This window comes from Streptomyces sp. NPDC046716, assembly GCF_040645755.1.
GTDB lineage: Bacteria > Actinomycetota > Actinomycetes > Streptomycetales > Streptomycetaceae > Streptomyces.
In genome coordinates this window covers 65,343-78,198 of the sequence record NZ_JBEYYU010000022.1, presented here as the reverse complement: position 1 = coordinate 78,198, position 12,856 = coordinate 65,343, and the positions used below count along the sequence as shown (strand labels likewise).

Genomic DNA, 12,856 nt, shown 5'->3' with positions numbered 1-12,856 from the left:
GTTCAATCCCCCAGGTCGAGCGTGAGTTTGGTGACGGTGAACGCCTCGGCGTAGCGCTCGTGGCATTCGATACCGCGAATGCGGGCGAGGCCGAGGAAGGCCTCGCGGTCGTACCAGGGCCGGTGCCGCTGCGAGGGGTAGTGCTCCTGCAGCAGCGCGATCTTCTGTTCGGCGGTCTCCGGCGACAGCGGCTGGTACGCGGACGGCCGGCCGAGATCGCCGTCCCACTTGACGATCTCGTAGCCCAGCACGAGGTGGTCGCGGAAGGCCGTGGTCATCAGCCGGGCCAGACCGCTGTGGTCCTGGTGGGCGTCGTCGGTGCGCGGGGCGAGGATCAGGTCGGGGTCGGTCCGCTCGCGCAGTTCCTCGACCGCGGCCTTGGCGTCCGCCCAGTGCGCCGGGAAGCGGCCGTCCGGCATCTTGTCGACGGTCAGCCGCAGATCGGCGCCCGGGCAGAAGGCGGCGAGCGCGGCCCGCTCCTCCTGCTCGCGGTCGGTGCCGCCGCCGGAGAGCACCAGCGCGTCGACCCGCAGGCCGGGCCGCGCACGGCACATCGACAGCAGGGTGCCGCCTGCCCCGATGGTGATGTCGTCGCAGTGGGCGCCCACGGCGACGATGCGGTCGAGGGGTCCGGCCCCGAGCCGGATCACGCGCGTACCCCGGCGGTGTCGTGCTCCCACACGGCCCACGGGCGGTCGCCCCGCGCGTAGGAGGCGTCGAGGGCGGCGCGCTCCTTGACCGTGTCGGTCGGCTTCCAGAAGCCGCGGTGCCGGTGCGCCACAAGCCGTCCCTGTTTGGCCAGTTGGCCGCAGCCGTCGGCGACGAGGTCGCCGTTCTCCGGTATGTGGTCGAAGACCTCCTGGCGGAGCACGAAGTAGCCACCGTTCTCCCACAGGGGCATGTCGCTCACCGCGGTGATGCCGCCCACCAGGCCGTCCTCGGCGAGCTCCACACAGTGGAAGGAGGACTGGGGCGGGACCACCATCATCGAGGCGCCCGCGTCGCGCTCGGCGAACCGGTCGATCATCTCCGGCAGCGGGGCGTCGGTGAGCACGTCTGCGTAGTTGGCGAGGAACATCTCGTCGCCGTCCAGGTGGTGGCGCACCCGGCGCAGCCGCTCGCCGATCGGGGACTCGATGCCGGTCTGGGCGAAGGTGATCGTCCAGTCGGAGATGTCGGTGGAGAGCAGCTCGGTGCGGCCGCCGCGGAGCACGAAGTCGTTGGACGTCGTCTCCTCGTAGTTGAGGAAGAACTCCTTGATGTGGTGCGCGCCGTAGCCCAGGCACAGGATGAACTCGGTGTGCCCGAAGTGCGCGTAGTAGCGCATGACGTGCCAGATCAGCGGCCGGGGGCCGACCATCGCCATCGGCTTGGGGACGTCGTCGGTGGCACCGCTGCGCATCCGCATCCCGTAGCCGCCGCAGAAGAGAACGACCTTCATGCTGTGACCTCCTTCGAGGACGCGCCCTCGACGACGCTGAGTTCCGGGATGGGGAAGACGAGCCGGCCGCCCCAGTCGTGGACGAAGGAGAGCTGCTCGACCAGTTCGGCCCGCAGGTTCCAGGGCAGGACGAGGACGTAGTCCGGCTTGTCGGCGGCGATCTGCTCGGGCTCGAGGATCGGGATGCGGGTGCCCGGGGTGTACCGGCCGTGCTTGTACGGGTTGCGGTCGACCGTGTACGCGAGCAGGTCGGGCCGGATGCCGCAGTGGTTGAGCAGGGTGTTGCCCTTGCCGGGGGCGCCGTAGCCGACGACGGTCTCGCCGCGGTCGGCCGCGTCGATGAGGAACCGCAGCAGGTCCCGGCGGACCTTGGCGACGCGGGCCGAGAACTCGGTGTACCCGGAGAGCTCCTGGAGTCCGGCGGCCTTCTCGCGGGCCAGGACGTCGGTCACCCGCTGCGACGGCTCGCCGGCCGCCTCGGCGGGGCGGGCCCACAGCCGGATGGAGCCGCCGTGGGTGGGCAGCAGCTCGACGTCGACGAGGGTGAGTCCGCCGCTGGCCAGGGCCCGGATCGCGGACGCGACCGTGTAGTACTGGAAGTGCTCGTGGTAGATCGTGTCGTACTGGTTCTCCTCGATCAGGGTCAGCAGGTGCTGCACCTCAATGGAGACCCAGCCGTCGTCGGCGACCAGCGCGCGCAGGCCCTGGGTGAATCCGATGACGTCGGGGATGTGCGCGTACACGTTGTTGGCCACGACCAGGTTCGCCGGGCCGTGTTCGGCACGCACCGCGGCGCCGGTCTCCGGGCTCAGGAACTCGGTGAGCGTGGGCACGCCCGCGTCCCGGGCCGCGGCGCCGACGTTGACCGACGGCTCGATGCCGAGGCAGCGGATGTCGCGGTCCACGACGTGCTTCAGCAGGTAGCCGTCGTTGCTCGCCACCTCGACGACGAAGGCGTCGGCGCCGAGACCCGCCCGCTCCACGGCGTCGGCGACGAAGGTACGCGCGTGCTCCACCCAGGAGGTGGAGAACGAGGAGAAGTACGCGTACTCCTTGAACGTCTCCTCGGGCGTGATGAGCGGCGGGATCTGCGCCAGCCAGCAGTCGGTGCAGACCCGCAGATGGAGCGGGTACGCCGGCTCCGGCTGGTCCAGTCGGTCAGCGGCGAGGAAGCTCTCGCACGGCGGTGTCGCCCCAAGGTCGACGACGCTCGCCATGGCTTCCGAGCCGCAGAGTCGGCATCGTGTCATGTACTTTCCCCATCCCCCCTGCTCGCGCGGGTGTCCCCGCCGCGAGTCTGTGCTGACCGCCCCGCGATCGCGGTGCGGTACTCCTCCTCCAGGCGCTCCAGGCCGACGGCCGGGCTGAAGCCCCGCTCGTAGCGGTCCCGGGCGGCCCGGCCCATCTCCTGGTTGCGGACCGGGTCGGCCGCGATCCGCCTTAGGCCGGAAGCGAGCGAGGCGGCGTCGCCGGGCCGGTGCAGCACCCCGGTGACGCCGTCCTCGACGAGTTCGACGAAGGCGCCGTGCCCGGCGGCGACGACCGGCACCCCGGCCGCCATCGCCTCGACGGCCACCAGGCCGAAGGCCTCCAGCCACGTCGAGGGAGCCACCACGGCGACCGCCCGGGCGACCGCCTTGCGGCACTCCGCCGTGTCCAGCAGACCGGCGTAGCGCACGTCGTCACGGCCCGCCGCCCAGTCGCTCACCTCGCGCTCCAGCGGACCGGTGCCGGCGATGACGAGCGGCACGCCAGGACCGCCGTCGGCCGCGAGTTCGTCCCAGGCGGCCATCAGCAGCCGGAGCCCCTTGGCCTCGGCGAGCCGGCCGAGGAAGAGCAGGTGCTCGCCCTCCCCCGTCCGGTGACTGCCCGGCTCGGGAACGAAGTTGTGCTTCACCGCCAGGCGTTCGGCCGGCATCCCCGCCGCGGCCAGCACGTCGCGCTGCGCCGCGGAGATGCACAGGAAGCGCTCCACCCCGGACCACCAGCGGCGCCGGTTGACCGACAGGCTGACCGCGAGCGGGACGGTCGCGAGCCGGGAGTTGCGGTAGCAGCCGTGCCGGACGGCGGGCAGCGCCGAGCCCCCCACGCACTCGGTGCACGCGGCGCCGTCGCGCTGGAGCGTGCCGGGCGGGCAGACCTGTGTGTAGTTGTGCAGCGTGGCGACGGCGGGCACACCGGCGTCGGCGCAGGCCGCGAGGACCGCGGGCGACAGCAGCGGGAAGACGTTGTGGACGTGGACGACGTCCGGCCGGTCGGCGCGCAGCCTGCGGGTGAGGTCCGCGCGGACGGCAGGGTTCCACGGCACGAGGAACGGCAGCGCGGCCTTGCCCGGCAGGGACTTGGCGGCGATGTCGTCACTGCGCCGCTCGTACAGCTCGACCCGGTGACCGGCGGAGCGCAGCAGCTCCACCTCCTGGTCGACGACCTTGTTCTCCCCGCTCGGCTGCGCCGAGGCATAGCGGTTGTGCACCACGAGGACGTGCATGCTCAGGTCACCTCCGGTCGACGGGCCCAGCGCGGGATGTAGGGGCGGTCCTTGGTGCGCGCCTGCTGCTGCGCCGGCAGCACGGGCGGCTGGAGCGGCGGCTGCTGAACCGGTGCGGCCAACAGGGCCGCGGCCAGGGCGAGATGGAGCAGGTACGGCGAGGCGTCCCCGAGTCCGGCCTCGGTGTACGAGGCGATCGAGCAGTAGCTGATGAGGAAGATCGCGCAGGCCCGCTGCAGCGACGGTGGCCGCAGCAGCGCGACCCCGGCCAGGACCACGATGATCACCGCGACGATGGTCACGCCGACCAGGCCCTGTTCGTTGTAGACGGCCAGCCAGCTGTTGTCGATGGGCAGTCCGCCGAACGACTTGTCGCCCAGGCCCACGCCGAACAGTTCCTGCGAGACCGACCTGGGCGCGGCGAGCAGGGCGTCCCAGACCTTGGCGCGCCCGGTGAGGTTGGAGAAGTTCTCCTGGCTCTGCCCGCGCAGGAACCACGCCTGGAGCGCGCCCGCGAAGACCACGGCGCCGATCGTGACGACGACCACCGTCCAGGTGAAGAACCGGCGGGCGGCGGCGCTGGTCAGCAGCAGCGAGCCGATCGCGAGGACCAGTCCGATGAGCAGGCCGAGCGTGGCCGTCCTGGTGTGGGTCAGCAGGAGCAGGACGAGCGACGGGACGATGATCACCGCCGCGCTCCTGCGGTCGGTCCGCCGGCCCAGGAGCAGCAGCACGGTGAGCCCGATGATCACTGCCGCGTACTGGCCGATCTGCGGCGGGGTGAGCGGCCACAGCGCGCCGACGAGCCGTCCGCCGTAGATCTCGGGCAGCGCCGCTCCGGGTGAGATCACCAGGCCCGCGGCCACCGTTCCGAGCACGGCGAAGTAGACCCGGATGTGGTGCCGGACGAACGTCAGGCCGCCGTCCCACCAGCGGGTGAGCAGCCACAGTGTGCCGACGAAGAGGGCGAGCCGGGTGCAGCGGAACAGGGCGCCGAGCCCGGACTCCAGGTGCACGCTGGAGAGCACGCTCGGGACCAGCAGCAGGCTGAGCAGGAGCACGTAGGCGCTGGGCCGGAACCGCAGCTTGAGGTTGACCGCGAGCGCGAGGGCGAACGCGGCGACCAGGGCGCCCATGGTGGCCATCTGGATGAGGGAGCGGGGCAGCGGGATGATCGTCTTCGCGCCGGCGGAGCCGAGCGTGTTGAGGATCAGCAGCCCCCAGGCGACGCCGGCGAGCCTCGGGGTGCCCACGGGGCGCCGCTCGGTGTCGGGCGCCGGGGCCTGGAGTGCCGTCATCTCAACCACCCGACCGCGGGTCGAGGGTGCTTCCCTTGTCCTGCCGGAAGCTGCGGCTCTTCCACTGGGAGAAGTCGATCACCTTGCTCTGGTCCTGGACGACGAACTTCCACGGTCCGCTGTAGACGTTGTCGTGCCAGCGGTTGTCCTGCTTGTGAGTGATCGCCTCGGCGACCTTCTCGCCCTGGTAGGGCGACCAGTCGGGATAGGTGCCGTAGTTGGCGAGGACCGCCATCCGGTCGCACTTCACCGTGCACTTGACGATGGACTTGTGGAGCACGAAGCGGTTGTCGTGGATGTCCACCCGCTGGGTCTTCCACCGGCAGTCGGCGTAGAGCGGCGCCTTCCCTATGGCCGGTTCGGCGCACTGCTCGGTCTTCTTCACCAGCAGGGTGCAGTCGCCGGAGGAGGTGTTGGCGGGGCTGTTGCAGAACCGGTCGGCGTTCTCCCAGAGGGTGATCCCGGACCAGTTGTCCTCCAGCAGGTTCCCGTAGATGTCGATCTTGTCGGTCCGGGCCTTGATCCGTGGTTCGCCCCCGGACTCCGACAGATAGACCGTGGCGAACGGGAAGGTGTCGCCGCTCTTCGCCGCCTTGCGGCCCTCCACCCAGTTGTTGCGCCGGACGACGTTGTTCCGGATGACCGCGTTGTAGCTGGTCTCGTAGATCAGCGCGGCACCGTCGTTCTCTTCCAGGACGTTGTCCTCGATGCGGAAGTCGTTGTTGTTGGTGTCCGCCCACAGACCCGTTCCGCGGTTGTCGTGCACCCAGTTGCCGCGCACGTCGGCGCCGTCGACGGCCCAGAACTTGATGCCTCCGGTGCAGCCGCAGCCCTTGCGCCTGCGCTCCCAGTCGCCGGTGTTGTTGCCGACGATCTCGTTGCCCTCGACGACCAGGCCGGTGATCCGCCCGGCGGACTTGTACGCGTTCATGCCGTACTGGCCGTTGTCGCGCAGGCAGTTGGAGCGGACCTGCTGGCGGGCGCCGGCCATCAGTGCGGCGCCGGAGTTGTCCTGGATCGTGCTGTGCTCGATCACCCAGCCGTCGGCCGAGTCGTGGTTAACGACACCCTCGTCGGGCGGGGCCACGAAACGCTGCACGGTCAGGTGGCTGATGGTGACGTCGCGGGCCGTGCCGCCGAACGCGTACTGGTTCTTCCCGCGGCCGTCGAGCACCGCGTCGGGCGCCCCGAGGTAGCGGTCGCCCTTCTTCGGGATGACCTGGGCGTACCGGTCCGGGTCGAGGCGGTGCTTGCCCGGGCGCAGCCAGAACGTGGTGTGCGCGGGGCTGCTCTTGGTCTTCGCCGCCAGGTCGCCGACCTTCTTGGGGTCGATCGTGACCGCGCCGGCCGGTGCCTTCTCCGGCCCGGCGGGCGGCGCGGCGCACACCCGGGCGACCGGTGTCTTCGACGGTGCGGCGGACGACGGTGTGCTCTTCGGCTTCGCCCCGGTGTCCGACGTCGACGTGCTGTCGCAGCCGGCCGTCGCCAGCAGGGCCAGCGCCAGCGGTGCCACCGCCAGCGCCCAGTGCCGTCTCTTGTAGCCCACGTGCCCCCCTACCCGCGGAACCCGAGCACGGTCGTGAACTCGGCGGCGCCTTCGGCGCTGCCGGTTCCGACCAGCGTGGTGGCGGCTTCCTTGCGCCCGAATCCCGGGGAGTACCAGCCCAGCGGCGGTTCGCTCTCCCCGCGGTGCGCCCGCCAGCTCAGCTGCCCGGGCAGGTCGAGCACCGCGGAACGGCCCTCGCCCTCGTGGATCCAGGTGAGGACGGCGCGGTTGCCCACCAGGTCGGCGGCGACCGTGGGGCCGAGGTGGAAGGCCAGCCGGACGTCACGGCGCGGTCCGCGCACCTCGTCGACCAGGCGCAGTTCCTCGCTGTCGGCGGCCAGTTCCACCCGGCGGCGGTGCGTGGACGGCTGGTAGCCGTCGTGCTCGGCGCTCCAGCGGGCCACGCCCCCGGACGTCTCCACGGCCAGCACGCGGGTGCGGGCGTGCCGGGTCCACAGGAACGGGCCGCCGGAGACGGACTGGTCGGTGCCGTCCAGCTCGAGGGTGTTGTGGCCGAGGGTGGAGCGGAAGTACTGCCGCCACTCGGGCTGCCCGTGGTAGCAGAACGTGCCGGGGTCGGCGAGCACGTCGACCCCGTCGTGCCGGACCTCCACGGACAGCGCGTCGGCGTGGGCGTGCGCGGCGATGGACAGGAAGCCGTGCGGGCCGCCGTCGCAGCGGCACCAGATCTTCTCCGGGCCGCGCAGGACGGTCATCCCGGCGTCCGCGAAGTGCGCCGGGCGGGTCTTCGGGCGGGTCACGGACGGTGGTACGGGCTTGATGAGCGCGGCGAGGAGCGGGGTGCGCACGTCGGTGCCGGTCACCTCGGGCCACCAGTCGAGGCGGCCGAACACGGCGTCACCGGTGGCGAGCAGCGAGCCCCAGCGGTCGGTGCCGGCGCCGTCCACGACCAGGCCGTGGCCGTCGTCGGCGTCGCCCTGGCGCGGCGGTCTGAGCCGGTTGTCCACGACGGCGGCGAGCGCGTCGGTCATCCGCAGCAGGACGATCCGCAGCGTCGCGGGGACCGGCCGGCCCGCCGCGTCGGCCTCGGCCAGCGCGGCCAGGCCGAGTTCGAGGACGAGTCCGTGGTACTCGGAGGCCAGCTCGCGGTTGAGCCCCGAGTGGAAGGTGTTGGCGCGCAGGTTCCGGTCGAGGGACCGCAGCGCGCCGTCCCGCCAGCGCGCCGACTGGGGGAACCAGTCGAACGCGCAGGCCGCGGCGTACTGTCCCGCGGTCTCCGCGATGACGTGGTTGTTCGCCGAGGAGCCGCGGCTGGGGAACGCGGCCAGCCAGCGCTGGTGGTGCCAGATCTGGTTCACCGCGACCGGGTTGTCCTCGAAGAGGCCCGAGACGCCGGACCAGCCGTCGAGCAGCCGCCGCACCCACACCCAGGAGAGCAGCCGGATGCCCAGCTCGATGCCGCTGATCCAGTGCACGCCGCGCAGCGGCGGGTTGGCCGTCCACCACGAGCGCAGGTGGTCGGCGGTCCGCTCGGCGTACCGCTCGTCGCCGGTGATCGCGTAGGCGGCGGCGAGCCGGGTGAGGTACTGGTGCCGGGACAGCTCCCAGATCTGCTTGATGTCGCCGACCGCGTCCTCGTCGCGGTACGGCACGTCGAAGGCGTAGCCCCACGGGGCACGGCGGCCGGTCTTCGGGTCGCACCACCAGTCCGGGTCGGCCAGGTCGTCGCGGACCACGCCGAAGTACTCGGCGTGCCCGTACATCAGCCGGTCCGCCTCGGCGACGAGCCGCTTGGCGGCGTCCGGCGGGATCGCGGCGATCGCCCCGGCGGGCAGCACCGCCGTGAACCGGGCGCCGGTCACGCCGGGGGCCTCGGGCCGCGCCGACCGCCACCGGCGGCGGCGCGCCGCGTCGCCGGCCCGGCCCGCGATCTCCTGCGGCCCCATCCGGGAAAGGCGCCGCAGGTACCAGCCCGCGCTCATGGTCATCGCGGCCCCGCCAACGTCACCGGCGCGCCACCGGCCAGGCCGGTCTGCACGGCGAGGGTGGCCGCGGTGGTGGCGACCAGCGATTCCAGCGGCACCGGCATGGGACCGCCGGTGCGCACGGCCTTGAAGAACGCGGCGAGTTCGGCGTTCTGGCCCTTGTCCCGGGCCTTGGGCAGCCGGGAGCTGACCCAGCGCTTGCGGCCGTAGACCGAGGCCCGCACGAAGTCGTCGAAGCGCAGCACCTTGCCGTCGGCGACGAGGTCCAGCGTCTCCTTGGGGTAGCCGGGGGCGCCGGTGGTGACGTAGCTGATGGTGGCCGTGGAGCCGTCCGGGTAGCGCAGGACGACCTGGAGGTCCTCGTTGCCGGCCGTGGCGGTCGCGTAGACCGAGACCGGGTCGGCGTCGAGCAGCCAGCTCGCCGTGTCGATGAAGTGTCCGCCCTCACCGGCGAACCGCGAGCCCTCGGTGCCCTGCTGGAGGTACCAGCTGCCCTGCTGGAGCCGTCCGGCGTTGACCAGGTAGCGCAGGCTCGCCGGTCCGGTGCGGACGCCGAACCGCCACTTGGACTCGTGCAGCAGCGGGGCGAAGCGGCGGTTGAAGCCCACCTGGAGCCGGTCGTTGCCGGACTCCTCGACCGCCGCGAGCACACCGGCGAGTTCGTCCTCGGTGAGTGCCAGGGGCTTCTCCACGAACACGGTCTTGCCCGCGAGGAGCGCCTGGCGGGTCAGTTCGGCGTGCGAGCTGTGCCGGGTCACGACGAAGACCGCGTCGATCGACTTGTCGCCGAGTACGGCGTCGAGGTCGGTGGTCGCCTCGGCGAAGCCGAACTTGCGTTGCGCGTTGGCCGCCGACAGCGCGGTCGTGGTGACGACGGTGGACAGCTCGATGCCGTCGCGCTGCGCGAGGTGCGGCAGCAGCATCGAGGTCGCGTAGTTGCCGGCGCCGACGAACGCGACCCGCACCGGGGACGAGACGGCGCGGGCCGGTCCCGGCCGCACGGTCACCGCGGGCACGGCCACCTCGGGGGCGGGCCGCTCCGTCCCGTCCTCGGCCTCCTGCTCGGCGTAGCGGAACAGCACGGCCACGGCCTTGAGTTCGCCGTCCTTGAGGCGCTGGTAGGTGTCCACGGCGTCGTCGAAGTCGGCGATGTGGGAGATCAGCGGGTCCACGTCGACGCGGCCGCGGGCGACGAGGTCGAGGAAGCACGCGAGGTTGCGGCGCTCGGTCCAGCGCACATAGCCGATCGGGTAGTCGCGCCCCTCCAGCTCGTACTCCGGGTCGTAGCGCCCGGGGCCGTAGCTGCGCGAGAAGCGGACGTCGAGTTCCTTCTCGTAGTACGCGTTCCAGGGCAGGTCGAGGCGGCACTTGCCGATGTCGACGACCCGGCCGCGGTCGCGGCAGAGCCGGGCGGCCAGCTCGACGGGCTGGTTGCTGGCGCCGCCCGCGGCCAGATACACCTGGTCGACGCCGTGGCCGCCGGTGAGTTCGGCGACGGCGGCCTCCACGGCGGCGGATGCGGGGTCGCCGGTGGCCGCGGCGCCCAGGCTCTCGGCGAGTTCGCAGCGGGCCGGGTCGGGGTCGACGCCGACGACGCGGACACCGGCGGCGGTGAGGAGCTGCGCCACCAGCTGCCCGATCAGGCCGAGGCCGATGACCAGGGCCACCTCGCCGAGCTGCGGCTCGCCCTGGCGGACGCCCTGGAGCGCGATCGACCCGACGGTGCCGAAGGCCGCGTGCCGGGGCGCGAGGCCCTCGGGCACCGGGCTGTAGAGGTTCTTCGGCACCCAGTTCAGCTCGGCGTGCAGCGCGTGCTCGTTGCCCGCGCAGGCCACGAGGTCGCCGACCTTCACGTCGTCGACGCCGGCGCCGACCTGCTCGACGATCCCGCACAGGGAGTAGCCGAGCGGCGTGTAGGAGTCCAGCTTGCCCATCACCTTGCGATAGGTGGCGGGCACCCCGTTGGTGGCCACGCTCTGCATGACCTTGGCCACCTGGTCGGGGCGGGAACGGGCCTTGCCCAGCATCGACATGCCGGCCTCGGAGACCTTCATCAGCTCGGTCCCGGTGGAGATCAGCGAGTAGGCGCTGCGGACCAGCACCCCACCCGGCTTGCACCCCGGTACCGGCACGTCGAGCACCGCCAGCTCGCCGCTCTTGTAGTTCTGTACGACCTGCTTCACCCGAACTCCTCTATTTCCTAAGCCGTCGGTCGAGCGCTCTGGCCGGACCCGGAGGTCGCGTCGCGGTACCAGTGCTCGAGCGTCAGTACGTGCCACAGATGCTTGGAGTAGTCCTGCTGTCCGGCGGCGTCCTCGGCGACGAGGCGGCGCAGCGCATCGCGGCGCAGGAAGCCGGAGCGGACCAGCTCTCCGTCGTTGACCACCTCGCGCACCAGCGGTGCCAGGTCCCGGCTCATCCAGGCCCGCAGCGGGGCGCTGAAGAGGCCCTTGGGCCGGTAGACGATCTCCTTGGGCAGGATCGAGGTGGCCGCCTCCTTGAGGACGGCCTTGCCCTGCTTTCCGGCGATCTTGCGGTCACCGGGGAAGGCGAACGCGGCCTTCACCACCTCGACGTCCACGTAGGGCACGCGTACCTCGGTCGACGCGGCCATGCTGGAGCGGTCGGTGTAGGCGAGGTTGAGGCCCGGCAGGAACATCCGCGCGTCGGTCAGGCACATGCGGTTGACGAAGTCGTCGAGGGCGTTGTCCTCGTAGGTGTCCGCGTGTTCGGTGAGGACGTCGTCGACCGTCCCGGCCAGGTCCGGGTCGATCAGGGAGAGCAGCTCCGGCCGGTCGTACATGGTGTAGCTGCGCCGGAACGCGGTCTCCTCCGGCAGCTCGGCGAAGGACAGGAACCGCTTCGCGAAGCGCACCGAGCGCAGCCCCCTGCGGGAGGTGGCCACCGGCAGCCGGCCGACGGCGGCGGACACGGTGCGCCGCAGCGGCCGGGGCACGCGCTGGTAGCGCAGCGCGATCGTGTTGGCCAGGTGCTTGCGGTAGCCGGCGAACAGTTCGTCGGCGCCCATCCCGGACAGCATCACCTTGACCCCGGCCTCCCGGGCGGCCGAGCAGATCAGGAAGGTGTTGATCGCCGCGGGGTCACCGATCGGCTCGTCCAGGCTGTACGTCATCTGCGGCAGCAGGTCGAGGACATTGGGCGCGATCTCGATCTCGTGCAGGTCGACGCCGAACCGCTCGGCCACCTGCCGGGCGTAGCGCAGGTCGTCCGGCATCGCCTCGAACTTGGCGTCCTCGGCGCGGAATCCGATCGTGTAGGCCGAGATACCGGGCTGGTGGCGGGCGGCGAGCGCGGTGAGGTAGCTGGAGTCGAGTCCGCCGGAGAGGAAGGTCGCCACGGGGACGTCGGAGAGCAGATGGCGCCGGGTGGACTCCTCGACGATGGCCGCGAGGTCCGGCAGTTCGCCGCTGCGGGCCCGCTCCTGGCCCTCGGCGGCGACCTCCTTCAGGCTCCAGTACGTGCCGCGCTCGACCCGGCCGTCGGGGCGGACGCGCAGCCAGCTCCCGGGCGGCAGCTTCTCCGCCTCGCGGAACGCGCAGCGGGAGTCCGGCACCCAGTAGTAGAGCAGCGAGGCGACCAGCGCCGCGTGGTCGACCTCCAGCCTGCCGCCGGTCGCGGCGGCGAGCGCCTTCAGCTCGGAGGCGAACACCAGACCCGTGCCGCGCCGCAGCAGGAACAGCGGCTTGATGCCCAACTGGTCGCGGGCGAGCACCAGTTCACCGGTGCGCTCGTCGAAGATGCCGAACGCGAACATGCCGCGCAGCCGGGGCAGGCAGTCCGTGCCCCAGCGCCGCCAGGCCTCGAGGACCACCTCGGTGTCGGAGGTGCCGCGGAAGCGGGCGCCGGTGGACTCCAGTTCGGCCCGCAGCTCCGGCGCGTTGTACAGCTCGCCGTTGTACGTCAGGGCGAGGCCGTCCGAGACCATCGGCTGGGCGCCGGTCTCGGACAGGTCGATGATGGACAGTCGCCGGTGTCCGAGCTGTACCTCGCCGTCGGCGAGGGGATGGCCGTACCGGCCGGCTCCGTCGGGGCCGCGGTGGGCGAGGATGTCCGTGAGCCGGTCGGTGACGATCTTCCCGTCCGGCCATCGGTACGTGCCTGCGATGCCACACATGG

At 71.9% G+C, this 12,856-nt stretch carries 9 protein-coding genes; all 9 read right to left on the bottom strand.

The genetic code is table 11. The features are described 5' to 3' along the window. Positions 1-2 precede the first annotated feature (2 nt). From ABZ930_RS18500 to asnB, 9 genes are read right to left on the bottom strand one after another with little or no spacing between them, the layout of a single operon-like run. The gene (locus ABZ930_RS18500; RefSeq protein WP_361548932.1) at positions 3-650 is read right to left on the bottom strand and encodes a PIG-L deacetylase family protein; all 648 of its coding nucleotides are present in this window, start codon (positions 648-650) and stop codon (positions 3-5) included. Then, complete coding sequence (locus ABZ930_RS18495) at positions 647-1,441, bottom strand: glucose-1-phosphate cytidylyltransferase (RefSeq protein WP_361548930.1); 795 nt, start codon at positions 1,439-1,441, stop codon at positions 647-649. The genes ABZ930_RS18500 and ABZ930_RS18495 overlap by 4 nt, the downstream gene beginning before the upstream one ends. Further along, a complete protein-coding gene (locus ABZ930_RS18490; RefSeq protein ID WP_361548929.1) occupies positions 1,438-2,691 on the bottom strand; it encodes a class I SAM-dependent methyltransferase in 1,254 nt (417 codons plus the stop codon). The genes ABZ930_RS18495 and ABZ930_RS18490 overlap by 4 nt, the downstream gene beginning before the upstream one ends. Then, positions 2,688-3,929 (bottom strand): glycosyltransferase family 4 protein, encoded by a 1,242-nt coding sequence (locus ABZ930_RS18485; RefSeq protein ID WP_361548927.1) that lies wholly within the window; start codon positions 3,927-3,929, stop codon positions 2,688-2,690. The genes ABZ930_RS18490 and ABZ930_RS18485 overlap by 4 nt, the downstream gene beginning before the upstream one ends. A 2-nt stretch (positions 3,930-3,931) precedes the next feature. Beyond that, positions 3,932-5,227, bottom strand: a complete 1,296-nt coding sequence (locus tag ABZ930_RS18480; protein ID WP_361548925.1) for an O-antigen ligase domain-containing protein — start codon at positions 5,225-5,227, stop codon at positions 3,932-3,934. 1 nt (position 5,228) lies between these two features. Then, a complete protein-coding gene (locus ABZ930_RS18475) occupies positions 5,229-6,773 on the bottom strand; it encodes a right-handed parallel beta-helix repeat-containing protein (RefSeq protein ID WP_361548923.1) in 1,545 nt (514 codons plus the stop codon). Positions 6,774-6,781: 8 nt separating this feature from the next. Next, the gene (locus ABZ930_RS18470) at positions 6,782-8,722 is read right to left on the bottom strand and encodes an alginate lyase family protein (protein WP_361548921.1); all 1,941 of its coding nucleotides are present in this window, start codon (positions 8,720-8,722) and stop codon (positions 6,782-6,784) included. Further along, on the bottom strand, positions 8,719-10,902 hold the full coding sequence (locus ABZ930_RS18465; protein ID WP_361548919.1) for a bi-domain-containing oxidoreductase: 2,184 nt from the start codon (positions 10,900-10,902) through the stop codon (positions 8,719-8,721). The genes ABZ930_RS18470 and ABZ930_RS18465 overlap by 4 nt, the downstream gene beginning before the upstream one ends. Positions 10,903-10,919: 17 nt before the next feature. Beyond that, positions 10,920-12,854: an asparagine synthase (glutamine-hydrolyzing) gene (asnB, locus tag ABZ930_RS18460; RefSeq protein ID WP_361548917.1), complete on the bottom strand. Its 1,935-nt coding sequence runs from the start codon at positions 12,852-12,854 to the stop codon at positions 10,920-10,922. Between the last annotated feature and the right edge of the window lie 2 nt (positions 12,855-12,856).

Excerpts from the sequence above, each read along its gene's own strand:
- ABZ930_RS18495 (WP_361548930.1), bottom strand. The coding sequence starts at position 1,441 with ATGAAGGTCGTTCTCTTCTGCGGCGGCTACGGGATGCGGATGCGCAGC.
- ABZ930_RS18490 (WP_361548929.1), bottom strand. The coding sequence starts at position 2,691 with ATGACACGATGCCGACTCTGCGGCTCGGAAGCCATGGCGAGCGTCGTC.
- ABZ930_RS18485 (WP_361548927.1), bottom strand. The coding sequence starts at position 3,929 with ATGCACGTCCTCGTGGTGCACAACCGCTATGCCTCGGCGCAGCCGAGC.
- ABZ930_RS18480 (WP_361548925.1), bottom strand. The coding sequence starts at position 5,227 with ATGACGGCACTCCAGGCCCCGGCGCCCGACACCGAGCGGCGCCCCGTG.
- ABZ930_RS18470 (WP_361548921.1), bottom strand. The coding sequence starts at position 8,722 with ATGACCATGAGCGCGGGCTGGTACCTGCGGCGCCTTTCCCGGATGGGG.
- asnB (WP_361548917.1), bottom strand. The coding sequence starts at position 12,854 with ATGTGTGGCATCGCAGGCACGTACCGATGGCCGGACGGGAAGATCGTC.